The following is a 15,188-nucleotide window of genomic DNA, read 5'->3' as shown; positions in this document are numbered from 1 at the left end:
TCAAGGCGTGGTGGAGACTGTATGCGTCGCTTGGCATGGTTCGTTTTCGCATCGGCGTGTGCCGCCAGTGCTCAGGCACAGAATCTGGCCACCACCTGCCAGGCCAGCAGCAGCTATGACCTGACCCTGCGGCCGCAAAGCCTGTTGTTCGATCGGCCCCAGCCGGCGCCCTATCGGGTAGAGCTGCAGGATGGCACCCTGCAGACCGATGGCCGCACCGTGGCGTTGCGCATGGACGAACAGGATCGCCTGGCCATGTTCGAGCGCCGGCTGCGTGCGCTGGAGCCACGTGCCAAGGCGGTAGCCCGCAATGGGGTGGACATGCTGGCGCGCGCCATGCATGACGAAGCCGCACAACTATCGCTGAGTGCCGAAACCCAGGCGGAACTCGATCGTCGGCTCAGTGCCAGGGCGCAGGAGCTCAAGCAGCGCATCGCCGCCAGCGAAAGTACCCACGACTGGCAGGGCGACATCGCTACCGGCTATGCCAATCAGATAGCCGGCGACATCCTGCCGTTGCTCGCCAGCGAGCTCAGTCAGCAGGCGGTCGCCGCGGCGGTCAGCGGCGACCTGCAAGGCGCAGCCGACCTGCGCGACCGCGCCACCGATCTGGCCACCGAGCTTCGCCCTCGGCTTGAGCGGCGCATGCAGGCGCTTCGGCCGCAGATCCAGGCGCTTTGTCCGGAACTGCGCGAACTGGCCGAGCTACAGGAGGGCATTCGCGGGGCCGACGGCCGCCCACTGAATCTGCTGCATGTCGGACCATGAGTGCCACATAAGTGAACGCCACCCAACCATGACAGGTTAATCCGCCGCTAAGTGCCGGAGGACCAGCATTGGCCCCGTCTTTTGGAGTTCGTTGTAGCCGCCGAGGAGGCGGATGTCGTGCCCCAGGCCGCCCACCCCTTCAATGTATTGATTCGCCGCGGTATCGACGACCGGGCGATGTATCGCCATGCCTTGGCCCAGGTGCGCGAACCGGGGCTACGCGATCTATTGAATGAAAACGCCCAGGCCCTCGATCTACTGATCGACGATTTACAGAAGCACCTGCGTGCGCACGGCAGGACTCCTGCTACCCACGGCACGTTCTTCGGCGCGTTGCGCGCCGCATTCGCCGATGCGGCGATGGCTCGCGTGGATCAGGCCGGGCGCGATACCGCCTGGGTACGTTGCCTTGCCCGCTGCGAATGCGCGCTGCTGGATCGGTTCGAACAGCAGGTACATCGACATTCCGACAGCGACACTGCTTGTGTGCTGCATAGGCAATTGCATCGTTTACATCGCATCCATCTGGACATGCACTGCCTGGCAGGTACAACCCACAGCGGATAACGCCGGTCCTGTCGCTGGCGCTCACTTCTACACCTACAAGCCCGTTCGCCCTGCGCGTTATGAAATCGCGCGGGATGCCGATAGGTCGTGGCCGCATGCCGGGTTAGCTTGTACCCGACACAGCGGTTGATGGAGAAGATCGCCAAGGATGGCACCTGTCACCGACAAACGGGAGCAAAAACGGGAGCGGAGGGAATTTCAGGGCGGGCGCAGCCGCGGCAGGATTGCCGCGGCTGCGTTTTCGGTATGCCTGATCTGCGTCTTGTGGGTGCCGGGCTGGGCATCCGCTGCGGCGACCTATCGCATCGGCCATCGCGTGCTTACGGCAGGAGACGATGCTGCGCGTGTGCGTGCCTTGCTGGGGGCACCTATTGCGATATCCGGCACTGTCCATCGAGGCCCGATCGACCGGAGGTCGCCACGCCGCCACCGGGGTGGCAAGGATCGCCACGGTCCACAGGCTCGTCGCGCGACGCAATGGCACTATCGGGTGGGCCGTGGCAGCGTCAGGGTGACGCTGGTCGCCGGCAAAGTGGTCGACATTGCCACTGAGCGTTGAGGACGCAAGGATGGAGCAAGGGTTGAAGAACCAGCCATCAAGCAGACTTGACCTGCGACGGTCGAACACGGTTATGTAGCCCTTGGATCCATGGCTCCAGGGGTTATGTCATGTCGCGCGACACTGTTGCCGGTCCCAGCGATGGGACACGTGGGTTACTGCGAGATCGCGGTCGCGATGCGAACGGACGTGTCACCAATATCGAGCTGTTCTTCGATCTGGTGTTCGTTTATGCGGTAACCCAGCTATCGCACACCTTACTGGGCCATTTGAGCATTGCCGGCGCTTTCGAAGTGCTGCTGCTGTTCCTGGCGGTATGGTGGGTATGGATATTCACCGGATGGATCACCAATTGGCTGGACCCGGAGCGATTGGCCGTACGCATCATGCTGCTGGTGCTGATGCTGGCCGGATTGCTGCTATCCACGGCGTTGCCCGACGCCTTCGGCGAATACGGTGCGGTCTTCGCCTGTGCTTATGTACTGATGCAGGTGGGGCGCACTTTTTTCATGTTGTGGGCACTGGGGCGCGACTCGCCAGCCAATACGCGTAACTTCCAGCGAATCGCGGTGTGGTTTTGCCTTGCAGGCGTGTGCTGGCTGATCGGCGGCTTCAGCGATCTACAGATGCGGTGGATGTGGTGGGTGACGGCCCTGGCGATCGAATATATCGGACCGGCAGCCTTGTTCTATGTTCCGGGTCTTGGCCGCTCCAGCACGACCGATTGGGATATCGAAGGCGGGCATCTTGCCGAACGTTGCAGTTTGTTCGTGTTGATTGCGTTGGGCGAATCGATTGTCGTCACCGGTTCGACGTTTGCCGAAACGGCGCGCGATCCCTCCGCATCGGCTGCGTTGGTCACCGCTTTCATCGGCAGCGTAGCGATGTGGTGGATCTATTTCGACCTGGGCGCCGAACGCGGTAGCCGTGCCATTCGCCGATCGTCCGATCCCGGTCGCTACGGGCGCCTGGCCTATACCTACCTGCATCTGTTGATTGTCGCAGGCATCGTGGTTTGTGCGGTGGGCGATGAAACCAGTATCGCCCACCCGGCGGCTCGCGTCGATGCGACACAGGCGATGGTGCTGATCGGTGGACCGATGCTTTACCTGTTGGGTAGCGCGTTGTTCAAGAAGACCGTCAATCGCGTACCGTTTCCGCTGTCGCACCTGGTGGGTTTGGGTTTACTGGTCGTTCTGGTCGTTCCGTCGCTGGTGATCGGCTGTCTATGGTTGTCGGTGTTGACGAGCATGGTGCTGGTGGTCGTCGCGGCCTGGGAGACGTGGGCGCTACGCGGACTGAGGGCGACAATCGAAGAGGACAAGGCGTGAGCTTGTTTGTCGCTCTTACCGGCTAGCGGTGTCCGGAGACGTTTGCGCAGCATGCAGGGTCTCCAGAAGAGCGGCTGCATTCCATGGCACATACGCCTTTTCAGCCTCATGCACCCATCGCTGCAAACAGGCATTAACCGGTGCATCTACGCCGTATTCGCGCGCCAGCGTAACCACCGCGCCCTGCAACGCATCCACTTCTGTCGGCCGACCCGTCCGCAGATCTTCCCACGTGGACGAACGCGCTTTCGGATCGATCGCCAAAATCTTTGGCGCGAGTGTCAGGAACAGCGCATCGGGCAATTCCAGTACATGCGGTAGCCACGTAGCAGGCAAGGGCGTGAGCCTGGCTACCGGCATCTTCGCGGTGCGAAACACGTGCAAGGCTTCGCGCTGCACGATAGCCAGACAACGGCGCCAATCGCGATGCGAAAGCTCCTGCTTCAACGGCAGATCCGACAGCGCATTGATGGCGTTGTTGAGGTTGAACAGCAGCTTGGCGCGCAATACGGCATCCATGTCATTGCGTAGCCGTAGCGGTAGACCGGCTTGCTCGAAGGTTGGCGTATAGGCCGCCAGGGCAGGGTGATTCTCGGCCATCAGCTCGCCGCCGGAACCTTGATGCAAGGACATCGGCATGCCACGCAAGACATTGAACGGCACCATGCCGGCTAACACCGTCTGCTGCGGCAACGCCGCGTGTAGGCGACTGGTGTTATCCAGCCCGTTCTGGCAGCTCAGCACCACGCAACCTGGCGCTAATACTCGCGCCAGCTCGCGGGCTACCGAATCGGTGGCCACCGATTTGACGCAGACCAGGACCAGCGTGGCGTCGGCGGCTGCATCGGGGGCGATGTGAAAATCCACCTTGTCGGCAGCGCTATGCTGTTGCCAGCCTTGCCAGTCGCTGAGCGAAAGGCCGTGTTCGGCCAAGGCCACGGCCAGCGATGGACGCCCGATGAAGCGTACCGATGCATGCTCGAGCAGACGACCGCCGAGGTACAGGCCGATATTGCCCGCACCGTAGACGACGATGCGTCCCGGTGCGGTCATACGATCGCCGCTGCCGCCGCGCGCCCGGCGATGCGGCCGGAGAACAAGCAGCCGCCGAGGAAGCTGCCTTCGAGTGCACGGTAGCCGTGTACGCCGCCCCCGCCGAAGCCGGCAGCCTCGCCCGCGGCGTAGAGCCCAGGCAACGGGGCGCTGGAGGATGCCAGCACGCGTGCCTGCAAATCGGTATGCAAACCGCCGAGCGTCTTGCGCGTAAGAATATTGAGCCGCACGGCGATCAATGGCCCGTTGGCCGGATCGAGGATGCGATGCGGCTTGGCCACGCGCACCAGCTTGTCGCCCCGGTATCGGCGTGCGTTGTGGATCGCCATGATCTGCCCGTCCTTGGCATAAGGATTATCCAGTTGCAGGTCGCGTGCTTCGATTTCGCGACGCAGCGCGGCGGCATCCAGCAGGGCATCGCCGCTGAGTCGATTCATGGCCGCCACCAGCTCGTCGAGCGTGTCGCGTACGATGAAATCGCGACCGTGTCGCTTGAACGCCTCGACGGGGGCGGGCGCATGCTTGCCCACCGCGCGTTTGGCTACCTGGCGCCAGCTCTTGCCCGTGAGATCGGGGTTCTGCTCCGAGCCCGATAGCGCGAATTCCTTGCGGATAATCTGCTGGTCGAGAATAAACCAGCTGTAGTCATAGCCGGTGCCACGCAGGTACTCCAAGGTGCCGAGCGTATCGAAGCCGGGCCAGAACGGACCCGGCAAGCGCTTGCCAGTCGCGTCGAACCATAGGGATGACGGTCCGGGGAGGATGCGGATTGCATGCCGCGGCCAGATAGGATTCCAGTTTTCGATGCCCTCGACGTAGTGCCACATGCGATCGCGATTGATCAGCTGTGCGCCTGCCGTCTCGGCGATATCGAGCATGCGCCCGTCGACGTGTGCCGGTACGCCGGACAACATGTGCGCGGGCGCTGTACCGAGCCGCTCGGGCCAATACTTGCGTACCAGATCGTGATTCGCGCCGATGCCGCCGGAAGCGAGAACCACTGCTTGCGCACGCCATTCGAAATCGCCGACGACATCGCGTGAACTCGGCTTGCCGCGTTCGGTCGTGTCGGCGGCCAGCACAGTGCCGCTAACGCCGATGACGGTGCCGGCCTCGACGATCAACGCATCCACGCGATGGCGAAAGCCGAACTGCAGCCGGCCGCTCGCCTGCGCTTCGCGAGCGCGCTGCAAGAACGGCTCGAGTACACCGGGCCCCGTCCCCCAGGTGACGTGAAAACGCGGCACGGAATTGCCGTGCCCCACCGAGCCATGTCCACCACGCTCGGCCCAGCCGACCACCGGAAACCAGCGCATGCCCATGTCATAGAGCCAGCGCCGTTTCTCGCTGGCCGCGAAATCCACATAAGCCTCGGCCCAGCGGCGCGGCCAGTGATCCTCAGGGCGATCGAAGGCCGCTGTGCCCATCCAGTCGGCGAGTGCCAGCGCGTGCGAATCGCGTACGCCCATGCGGCGTTGCTCGGGCGAGTCGACAAAGAACAGGCCGCCGAACGACCAGTGCGCTTGCCCGCCCAGGCTCTGCTCCGGCTCCTGGTCCAGCACGAGCACGCGCTTGCCCAGGGCGGTCGCCTCGGTCGCCGCGACCAGCCCGCCCAGGCCGGCTCCCACCACGATGATGTCGAACGACTCGGCCATGCGTGCCTTCCTGCGGTTGTCCCCGGAGGACGGTAGCGTGCCGAACGCTCGTTTGACTATCGGCGGTGCAACAAGGCCCATGACCGATGGCACCTCATGACGCCTGGCCCATGTTCCGGACGGCCTGCGGATTAAACCTAGTGGCCGGATACTGCATCGAAAGCGGTGCAAAGGGGCCGATGGCCGGCACCTGAAGTTTCACGGGGAGATAAGGACAGTATGCGCACGAAAGCGAGCATGATGGTGTTGGCCTTGGGGCTGGGTTGCGCCTGGCAGGCGCAGGCGCTGGATTTTCACTTCAGCAACGACGATAGCTGCGGCTATCGCACCGACTACGGGGTACACATCACTGCCGAAGGCATTGCCTTCGACCGCGATAATGCCCCCGCCAAGCACGTTTTCATGCACGACGGCGGGATCGAGGTCGATGGTCATGCGCTCAAGGTTTCCAGCGCAGACGCCGAACGGCTGCGCGAATACGAGACACAGGTACGCGCCTTGCTGCCCGAAGTGGCGCGCATCGCCCGCGAGGGCCTGGATATCGGTTTCGATGCGGTCACCACCGTGGCCGCGACCTTCTCCGAAGATCCGGCCGACCGCAGGCACATGCTGGACAAGATCAATGCCAAGCGCGCGTCTGCCATGCGCGAGATCGATCAGGGCATCTCCAGTGGCGTATGGAGGCAGCAGGAGTTGCAGAACACGGTCGAAGAAGGCGTCGGTACCGCGGTTGCCGAATTGGTCGGCAGTGTCACTAGCGGTGCGGTGTCGGCGGCGCTGAGCGGCGACCAGAGCAAGATCAGCGCGCTTGAAGCGCGAGCCAATTCGCTCGATGCGGCGCTCGACAAAGAAGTCAATGCGCGCGCCGAGAAGCTCGGAAAGGACGCCGAGGCCTTGTGCCCGCGCCTGAACTCGCTCGATACGCTGCAGAATTCATTTACGTTCCGCTTGCAGGATGGTTCGGCCTTGCGCCTGATGGCGGCCGATCCGGATCATCGCCGCAAGGTCATAGCCAAATCCTAAGAACCCCACGAAGTATAAGCGGCACCCCAAGCCGCGGTTGTACCGAGGATCCACGTCTCCTCACAGCGTCGATCCATCGCCGCGCTCCGCCACTCTTCTCCCCGGCGGGCGCGGTTTTTTTTGTGCGTATATTTCGTGCGTTACGTGTCTTGTGCGAAAAAGTACTGCACGTCATGAATTCATATCGCAGCTAACGCGCTGTTTCGCCTACTGAAATTTGCGGCGATTTATGCCACTGTGTGAACTGTCGTTCGTCGCTGGCTGGACAAGCGGTTCGACGAACGACAGTGCTGCGAAGGCAGTGAAAGCGCGGATCGCATGGGCTGGACCCCCAAGCGACCCGCTGACCACAAATCAACTTACAAGGAGTTGTCATGGCTACCGCCGATGATACGGCATGCGCTCGCCCCAAGTTTTACCGTGGGGCCATTTCTGGTCTCTTCCCCGTGAACCCTCCTGCAGAATCGAACCGCGACGATGTCGTTCGCGCAACGATGGCCGTCGTGGAGGTACTCGCCCAGGCCCTGGCCGCCCGACGGCGGCGTCAGGAAGGTGGCTGTCAATGCTTTCACCTCGAAGACCGGGTCATCGGGGGCTTGAACACGGTGCTCTCGATCCTGGGCGAACGAGACCGGGCGCTAAGCCGTGGGGAGGGCCGAAGCGCCTGACGGTCAGCGCGACGAATCAGCGAAAAGGGAGTGGGGCCCTACCGAAGTGTGGCCCCATTCCTGACAGCACCGGTCGTCGCAAATGGTAGGCTTACCTGTGTTTTCCCCGTCCGGAACGAAAGACGTATGCACGACTATCTCAAGCGCCTCGATCTTTCCGAGAGCAGCATTGCGCTGATTCTCAACCTGGTTGCCGCGCTGGTCATTCTGGTCGTGGGTCTGTGGGCGGCCGGGCGCGTCACCAACTTTGCCAGCCGCGCGATGACGCGTGCGCGCTTCGACCCGACCTTGATCGGCTTCCTGCGCAATCTGGCCCATGGCGCCTTGATCGCCATGTTGATCGTGGCGGCGTTGACGAAGGCCGGCGTGCCGTTTGCGCCGATGGCAGCCGCCCTGGGCGCGGCCAGTTTGGCGATCGGGCTGTCGTTACAGGGCTCGTTGAGCAACTTGGCTTGGGGCGTGTTGCTGATTCTGTTTCGTCCGTTCCGCGTCGGCGATTTCATTCGTGCTGGTGGCATCGACGGTACGGTGGAGAGCATCAACCTGATGCATACCGTTCTGGTGTTGGCGGATAACCGCGAGGCGGTAGTACCGAATGCGAAAGTCGGCAGCGATGCGATCATCAATTTCAATCGTCGCGGCACGCGCCGTTTCGAGCTCAGGGTCGGCATCGGTTACGACGACGATATCGGTAAGGCGATGGCACTGGTGGACGCTCTGTTCCAGGCCGACGAGCGAATCCTCAAGAGCCCGGCGCCGGGTGTGTTTACCGAGGCGCTTGCCGACAGCTCGGTGACCTTGCTGATTCGCGCCTTTGTGCGCACGGATGAGTTCTGGGCGGTGCAAACGGATATGTTGCGCAAGGTGAAAGAGCGCTTCCTCGCCGAGGGCATCACTATCCCCTTCCCGCAGCGGGAACTGCGCGTGGTGCAGGGAGTAGCTGTCATGGGGGACGAGCGCGGCAGTTAATGAAGCTGCGCGCGTTGTAAGGCTGCTCCCTCAGCCCAATACTCCCCCTGGGAAAATCCAGGGCAGAGGGTTGGATGAGGGGGCTCTTGGTCCTTACTGCAAACTCACCGCCTGTCGATTATCGCCGGACACCCGATCGATCAACTTGTTGTACGGATCGATGCCCGCTTCTGCAGGCAACCCATCGACAGTGACGGTAATCGTGCTATCGCCCTTAGGCACCATCCGCTTTTCCATGAACAACGGCTTGCCTTCCTGGCCCTTGCCAGGCGAGGCGGCAAATACTCCGATGTCGACAGGAATATCCGGATTGGCATCGGTTTCCTTGCCAGTCCCGTTCACATACACCTTCCCGGCATGTACCTTCATCGTCACCTCATACTTGCCATTTGGCAACTTGCGCGCGGTAGCCGAGGTCATGCGGTCGTCGTATAGCGTGATCTTCCAGAAGAAGTCGTCCAGCATCGGCTTCCACTTCGGATCGACCGACGCAGTCAGCATATCCATGAACTCCTGCGAAGTCGTGTACGGCGGTTGCTGGTACTGCTTGGCCTCGAGGAAGCGCTTGAGCATGCCGTTGAACGTATCCTCGCCGATGTAATCCTTCAGCGCGTAAAAGATCAGCGAGCCCTTGCGATAGTGGATGTACTGCTGGTTCTCCACTTTCGCCAGCGGTTCCTCGGCCACGGTTTCCCCCGCGCGGCTGGATAGGTATTGATCCAGCTCGTACTTGAGGAACTTGCGCATCTGATTGGCGCCGTAGCGATGCTCCATCACCATCAGCGCGGAATACTGCGCCAGCGATTCGCTCATCATGGTCGAGCCCTGCATGTTGGCACCGATCACCTGATGCGCCCACCACTGGTGGGCCACTTCGTGCGCGGTGACGTAGTAGGGGTAGTCGATCTTGGACGAATCGCGCAGGTCGGCAATAAAGCCGATCGATTCGGAGAAGGGGATGGTATTGGCGAACGACTGGGCGATGCTGGCGTAGTTCGGAAACTCCAGGATGCGTATCTGCCGGAACTGGTACGGCGTGTAATGCGCGTCGTAATAAGCCAGCGAATCCTTCACGCCCTGGATCATCCGGTCGACGTTCCAGCTGTGCACCGGGTTGTAGTAAACCTCTATAGCCGTGCCGTTCCAGGTGTCGCGCTTGACTGCGTAACGCGCAGATAGCCACGCCGCGAAAGGCAGCATCGGCTTATCCATCACGTAGTGGAAATAGCGTCGGCCGTTGGCGGTCCATTCCTTTTGCAGGTAGCCCGGCGCCAAAGCGATCTGGTCGGCCGAAGTGGAAACCGTGGTATCGAAGTCCAGCCAGTCCGCATCGTTGGCGATATAGGTATTGGCGCGAGCTTTCTCGTCGCCCAGCTTGGGCATGCGCGGTACCTCGGTCGATAGCCCGTACTTGCGGCGATCGTTGCGGTCGGTGATTTGTTCGCTGTCCTGATAGCCAAAGCTCGGTAGCACGCCGCTGTTGACGAAGGTGCCATTGGCAGCCAGGAAGTGACCTTCCGGCTCGTTGGTAAAGCCTTTGGGTGCATACTCCATCGAAAAATCGAAACTCATCGATGCGCCCGGTGCAAGCGGTGTCTTCAAGCGATAGATGGTGTAGCCAAGCTCCTTGTCCTGGATGACCGTGTCGTGCGGCGCAAACTCGAGCGATGTCAGCGTGAACCGATTATTGGTATTGACGTGAAGGTCGCTGATCGGTTTGTCATGCCGGTTGACTAATGTGTAGTGCACGCGCATGACCAGCTTCTGGTCCGGATAGATGTCCACATCGGATTTCATCGCGGCGATGCGTGGCTGCGGAATATCCTTGTATTTGGCGTAACGCTTTTCGTACTCGGCGTGCTCGCGCTTAGTCTCTTCGCCGTTCTTGTAGGTGTTGAGAACATTCGTGTTGTAGAAGATCCATGCACCACTGAGGACGAAGGCGCCGATGCAGGCGAACAGGGCCGCCTTCATCGGGGCGCGTAGCCTCCGGCGGGCTTCACGTACACGATGACGCCAGGTCTGGTCTGTGCCACGCACCCAGAACAAGGCAGCTGTGACAAGCAACGCCGCGGCGCAGCAGCTCCAGTAAAGCGTGAACCACAAAGTGCCCTTCAGGTAGCGGCCATAGCCGTTCATATCCGAATAAGAAGCATCCGGCCGCGCAGCATACGTATAGAGATTGTGGTCCCAATGCAGCAGGCCGGCGCCGATGATCCAGACGAACCAGAGGATCGTCAGCAAGTAGCCGAAGAACTTGTTGTTCGACATCACTTGCAGGAACAACGCGAGCGCCGCCAGCAGCAAGGGAGGCGTTGCGCTAAGCGCTAGCTGGCTGGCGTAAAGTCCCGGCTCCAGGTGGAAAAAGCCATTGCTGACCTGCCACAGCATATCGATCAGCACGCCGATGCCCAGGAAGACGGCGATGACCACGATCAGCGCCAGCAGCTTGGCCAGTAGTGGTATCCAGTCGGGCAGGGGGTAAGTATCGCTCACTTCGGCGGTACGCAGGCTGCGCTCGCGCCATACCAGTTCGCCGGCGTAGAAAGTAACGATGATGTAGAGCAGCCAGTGATAGGCGCTGGCGGTGATCGTCGTGACCTGCTGGGTGACCGGATAGGTGGAGGTGCCGTAGATCTGTCCGCTGAAGATCAGCGAAGGCACCAGGTTGGCGATGCCCAATGCCAGCATGATCAGAAAAGGTGCGCCGGTCAGCACGCTTTTCGTATCGAAGGCGAAAAGCTTGCCTAACTGGGTCAGATGCGCGCGCGTATCGTCGCGCAGCGGCACCTTAGGCAGGCTGATTTCGCCGCTCTTGCCTGCCAGGGCAGGAGGTTCGCTGCGCGATTTCACGCGACGCGGCAATTGCACGCCTTCGCGATCGGCGCGGAACAAACGTAAAGCAATGCCGAACAACCCCAGTCCGACGCCGGACCAGATGGCACGATTGAGAAGCAACAAGCCATCGAGCGGCGGCAGTTGATGATTGAACTGATCGGCGGACCAGTAGCGCGTCGCCAGGCCGATGGTACGTACGGCGAAGGGATCGATCAGCGCAGCGACGGTATGGTTGTTGACATCCTGGGTCAGGCGGCCGGAGACGACAAACAGCACGAAGAAGGCGATAACGCCGATGTACGTCGCCAGCAGCGAGCGCGTCATGACCGCCAGCAAAAAGAACAGGCCCGATAGCAGCAGCATATCCGGCAGCACGATCACGCCCATACCCCAGCCGTAGCCGGCGAAGCTGAAAGCTCCGAATCGCGCCGAATCGACCCAGGGCATCACACCGCCCAGCATGATGCCGATCACGCAGAACAGCATGACGCACACAGTGGTCACGTAGCCCGCGGCGAAGCGGCCGCCAAGATAGGCGCCACGGCTGACTGGTGTAGTGAAGACCAGCTCCGATGTGCGCATATCGAAATCGCGCAATGCGGCGGTGACCACGAAAGCGGTCACCAGGAACATGCTCAAGACCGAGAGGGTGCCCAGCAGCCTGACGATGACCATGGGTGCGTTACGCAGCACGTTGCCACTGGCACCTGCAATGATCACCGCGTCGGTACTGGCAATCATGAAGGCGATCGTGCCGAAGGCCAGCGCGATAATCCAGAACAGCGGTGCTTTCAGCTGCTGGCGTAGCTCGAAGCGGAAAATTTCCCAGAGCATCGAATGCGTCCTTGTCGTGGCGTCGTCAGGCGGTCTTGGCCGAGGCTTGCTTGCGCAGCTCGCCGAAATAGACGTCTTCGAGGTCGGGCGATACGGTGTCGAAGCCTTCGCCCGGCGAGCTGTCGGCCAGCACATGGATCTGCGTGCGGCCACCGGTAAGGCGGGTGGAGAGAATGTTCATGCGAGCGCGATAACCGTCGAGCTCGGACTTGTCGATCGAGCGACGCCAGACGCGCCCTTCGAGTGCACGGATGGTTTCTTTCGGCTCGCCATGGAGCAGCACCTGACCCTGGCCGATGATCGCCATGCGCGGGCACAGATCGGTCACGTCTTCGACGATGTGCGTGGACAGGATCACCACGACGCGCTCGCCGATTTCCGCCAGCAGGTTGAGAAAGCGATTGCGCTCTTCCGGATCGAGACCGGCGGTCGGCTCGTCGACGATCACCAGGCGCGGATCGCCGATCAATGCCTGCGCGATGCCGAAGCGCTGGCGCATGCCTCCCGAAAAGGTGCCGAGCTTGCGTTTGCGCACATCCCACAGGTTGACTTGACGCAACAGCGATTCGACGAGTTCGCGTCTTTCGCGTTTGTTTGTCACGCCCTTGAGTACAGCGAAGTGGTCGAGCATCGCGTCGGCGGCCACCTTTGGGTACACGCCGAATTCCTGCGGTAGATAACCGAGCAGGCGGCGGGTGGCTTGCTTGTCGGTCAGCAGGTCCTGGCCGTTCAAGGTGACGCTGCCTTCGTCCGGGTCCTGCAAGGTGGCGATGGTGCGCATCAGCGAGGACTTGCCCGCGCCGTTGGGCCCCAACAGGCCGAACATGCCCTGCGGAATGTCCAAGGAAACCTCACGTAACGCCTTGACTCCATTGGCATATGTCTTGGACAGATCGCGGATGTTGAGCATGGCACCACCTGGCTGGCCGCGGCCGCGGCATTCGGGTCAGCTTAAGAGGGGGCGAGGGACGCGGCATGCGCTTAAGGTCATGGGCGAGTAGGGCCATTTCATTCGTGCCTTGGGATGGGAGATGGGTAGCGGGGTCGCAAGTCCGACCGACCGGTGCCGGCTTTCAGGCTTCGAGAGCGCTTTCGTGCACTTGGGACCAGCCATGACATCGCATCTTTGGGCCTCCGCTATCCGTCTCCCATCTCCCGACACAGCACCAAACAGCGGACCTCGCCGTTTTCTTCCACCCTACGCTGTCGAATGGCAGCTATACGGTCGATGAGATCGATCCAAGCCGCCCGGAACCCCCGCCTGTTCGCTATCATGTAGGGCCTTGCGGCCGTCGATCCCCAGGCGGCGCGCCATATGAGAATTCCGCAGGAGAAATCATGGCCGACCTGAAAGAAGCGCGTGTCCCCGATATCGGCCAGTCCGATGTCCCGGTGATCGAGGTGATGATCAAGCCGGGCGATAAGGTCGCCAAGGAGCAGAGTCTGATCACCCTGGAGTCGGACAAGGCCACGATGGAGGTGCCCGCGCCGTTCGCCGGTACGGTCAAGGAAGTGAAGTTGAAGGTGGGCGACGAGGTGTCCGAAGGCACGGTGATCGCGATCATCGAAGCCGAAGACGGCGCCGCAGCGCCTGCTCCGCAAGCCGCGGCTCCCGCGCCGGCCCCCGCCCCTGCGCCGGCTCCCGCCAAGGCGGCTGAGCCAGCCAGGAGCGCCCCGGCGCCTGCCGGCGGTGGCGCAGTGCGCGAGGCGAAAGTGCCCGATATCGGCAGCACGGGCGTGCCGGTGATCGAGGTATTGGTCAAGGTCGGCGACACCGTCGCCAAGGACCAGGGCCTGATTACCCTGGAGTCGGACAAGGCCACGATGGAAGTGCCTGCACCGTTCGCTGGCGTGGTGAAGGAACTGAAGGTCAAGCTCGGCGACGAACTGTCCGAAGGCGATGTGATCGCCCTGATCGAATCGTCCGATGGCGCTGCCGCGCCCGCACCGGCTCCGGCGACACCGGCGCCCGCTGCTCCTGCAGCGCCGCAGGTGCAGGAAAAGCCGGCGCCGATCGGCGGCCGCAGCGTGCTGCCCGGTAATGCGCCCGAAGGCGATGTACCGCCCCAGGCGCGTCCCCCGTTCGATGCCGGCATCGTCATGCCGGGCGATGCTCCCTACGCCAGCCCGGCGATTCGTTCCTTCGCCCGCGAACTGGGCGTGGACGTACATCAGGTAAAGGGTTCGGGTCGCAGTGGCCGCATCGTGCGCGAGGACATCACCGCGTACGTGAAGCATGCGCTGGCCTCGGGCGCACGTCCGATCGGCGGCAGCGCGCCGGCGGCGGGCGGCGGTCTCAACCTGTTGCCGTGGCCGAAGGTCGATTTCGCCAAGTTCGGCGAGATCGAGGAAAAGCAGCTCTCGCGCATCCAGAAGATCTCCGGCGCCAACTTGGCGCGTAACTGGGCGATGATCCCGCATGTCACCCAGCACGAAGATGCCGACATCACCGAGCTGGAGGCGTTCCGCAAGAAGCTCGGCGAAGAGAACAAGGATCTGAAGATCACGCCGCTGGTGTTCCAGATCAAGGCAGTGGTGGCCGCGCTGAAGAAATTCCCGCAGTTCAATGCCTCGCTCGATGAGAGCGGCGAGAAGCTGATCCTCAAGAAGTACTTCCATATCGGCATCGCGGTGGACACGCCCGATGGCCTGGTGGTGCCGGTGATCCGCGACTGCGACAAGAAGGGCCTGCTCGATCTGGCGATCGAACTGGGCGAGATTTCCAAGAAAGCCCGCGACAAGAAGCTCGGTCCGGCGGATATGTCCGGCGGCTGCTTCTCGATCTCCTCGCTCGGCGGCATCGGCGGCACGGCATTCACGCCGATCGTCAACGCTCCCGAGGTGGCGATCCTTGGCGTGTCCAAGGCGCGCATGCAGCCGGTGTGGAACGGCAAGGAATTCGCGCCGAGGCTGATGCTGCCGC

Annotated in this window: 11 protein-coding genes; 7 read left to right on the top strand and 4 right to left on the bottom strand. The window is 62.0% G+C overall.

Features of this window, described 5'->3' with window-relative positions:
• Positions 1–21 precede the first annotated feature (21 nt).
• The 4 genes from VIM98_RS00980 to VIM98_RS00965 all read left to right on the top strand — a co-directional run bounded on the left by VIM98_RS00980 (position 22) and on the right by VIM98_RS00965 (position 3,225).
• Complete coding sequence (locus tag VIM98_RS00980; RefSeq protein WP_331991218.1) at positions 22–768, top strand: DUF2884 family protein; 747 nt, start codon at positions 22–24, stop codon at positions 766–768.
• A gap of 117 nt (positions 769–885) precedes the next feature.
• Positions 886–1,335 (top strand): PA2169 family four-helix-bundle protein, encoded by a 450-nt coding sequence (locus VIM98_RS00975; protein ID WP_331991217.1) that lies wholly within the window; start codon positions 886–888, stop codon positions 1,333–1,335.
• A 148-nt stretch (positions 1,336–1,483) separates the two neighbouring features.
• Entirely contained in the window at positions 1,484–1,894 is a 411-nt protein-coding gene (locus tag VIM98_RS00970; protein WP_331991216.1) for a hypothetical protein, read from the top strand.
• Between the two features lie 110 nt (positions 1,895–2,004).
• Positions 2,005–3,225 (top strand): low temperature requirement protein A, encoded by a 1,221-nt coding sequence (locus tag VIM98_RS00965; RefSeq protein ID WP_331991215.1) that lies wholly within the window; start codon positions 2,005–2,007, stop codon positions 3,223–3,225.
• A 15-nt stretch (positions 3,226–3,240) separates the two neighbouring features.
• Here VIM98_RS00965 and VIM98_RS00960 read toward each other — a convergent pair whose 3' ends face one another.
• Positions 3,241–4,278 (bottom strand): 2-dehydropantoate 2-reductase, encoded by a 1,038-nt coding sequence (locus VIM98_RS00960; RefSeq protein ID WP_331991214.1) that lies wholly within the window; start codon positions 4,276–4,278, stop codon positions 3,241–3,243.
• Positions 4,275–5,933 (bottom strand): FAD-binding dehydrogenase, encoded by a 1,659-nt coding sequence (locus tag VIM98_RS00955; RefSeq protein WP_331991213.1) that lies wholly within the window; start codon positions 5,931–5,933, stop codon positions 4,275–4,277. Before VIM98_RS00955 ends, VIM98_RS00960 begins: the two co-directional genes overlap by 4 nt.
• 219 nt (positions 5,934–6,152) lie before the next feature.
• On the opposite strand from VIM98_RS00955, the gene VIM98_RS00950 reads away from it, so the two are divergent.
• On the top strand, positions 6,153–6,956 hold the full coding sequence (locus tag VIM98_RS00950; protein ID WP_331991212.1) for a DUF2884 family protein: 804 nt from the start codon (positions 6,153–6,155) through the stop codon (positions 6,954–6,956).
• A 794-nt stretch (positions 6,957–7,750) separates the two neighbouring features.
• Positions 7,751–8,593, top strand: coding sequence for a mechanosensitive ion channel family protein (locus VIM98_RS00945; protein ID WP_331991211.1), 843 nt, complete (start codon positions 7,751–7,753; stop codon positions 8,591–8,593).
• A 93-nt stretch (positions 8,594–8,686) separates the two neighbouring features.
• Here VIM98_RS00945 and VIM98_RS00940 read toward each other — a convergent pair whose 3' ends face one another.
• Positions 8,687–12,265 carry an ABC transporter permease/M1 family aminopeptidase gene (locus VIM98_RS00940; protein WP_331991210.1) on the bottom strand — a complete coding sequence of 1,193 codons (3,579 nt, stop codon included), beginning with the start codon at positions 12,263–12,265 and terminating at the stop codon, positions 8,687–8,689.
• A 25-nt stretch (positions 12,266–12,290) separates the two neighbouring features.
• Entirely contained in the window at positions 12,291–13,175 is an 885-nt protein-coding gene (locus VIM98_RS00935; protein ID WP_331991209.1) for an ABC transporter ATP-binding protein, read from the bottom strand.
• 428 nt (positions 13,176–13,603) lie between these two features.
• Between VIM98_RS00935 and aceF the strand changes: the two genes are divergently transcribed.
• Positions 13,604–15,188: dihydrolipoyllysine-residue acetyltransferase (gene aceF / locus VIM98_RS00930; protein ID WP_331991208.1), on the top strand; the 1,585-nt coding region annotated here is incomplete at its 3' end.

Source organism: Dyella sp. (assembly GCF_036568765.1).
Classification (GTDB): domain Bacteria; phylum Pseudomonadota; class Gammaproteobacteria; order Xanthomonadales; family Rhodanobacteraceae; genus GSA-30.
This window is presented reverse-complemented; position numbering and strand designations above follow the sequence as displayed.

Bases quoted from the DNA above. Each gene is read 5' to 3' on its own strand.
- VIM98_RS00980 (WP_331991218.1), top strand. From the start codon at position 22: ATGCGTCGCTTGGCATGGTTCGTTTTCGCATCGGCGTGTGCCGCCAGT.
- VIM98_RS00970 (WP_331991216.1), top strand. From the start codon at position 1,484: ATGGCACCTGTCACCGACAAACGGGAGCAAAAACGGGAGCGGAGGGAA.
- VIM98_RS00965 (WP_331991215.1), top strand. From the start codon at position 2,005: ATGTCGCGCGACACTGTTGCCGGTCCCAGCGATGGGACACGTGGGTTA.
- VIM98_RS00960 (WP_331991214.1), bottom strand. From the start codon at position 4,278: ATGACCGCACCGGGACGCATCGTCGTCTACGGTGCGGGCAATATCGGC.
- VIM98_RS00955 (WP_331991213.1), bottom strand. From the start codon at position 5,933: ATGGCCGAGTCGTTCGACATCATCGTGGTGGGAGCCGGCCTGGGCGGG.
- VIM98_RS00950 (WP_331991212.1), top strand. From the start codon at position 6,153: ATGCGCACGAAAGCGAGCATGATGGTGTTGGCCTTGGGGCTGGGTTGC.
- VIM98_RS00945 (WP_331991211.1), top strand. From the start codon at position 7,751: ATGCACGACTATCTCAAGCGCCTCGATCTTTCCGAGAGCAGCATTGCG.
- VIM98_RS00940 (WP_331991210.1), bottom strand. From the start codon at position 12,265: ATGCTCTGGGAAATTTTCCGCTTCGAGCTACGCCAGCAGCTGAAAGCA.
- VIM98_RS00935 (WP_331991209.1), bottom strand. From the start codon at position 13,175: ATGCTCAACATCCGCGATCTGTCCAAGACATATGCCAATGGAGTCAAG.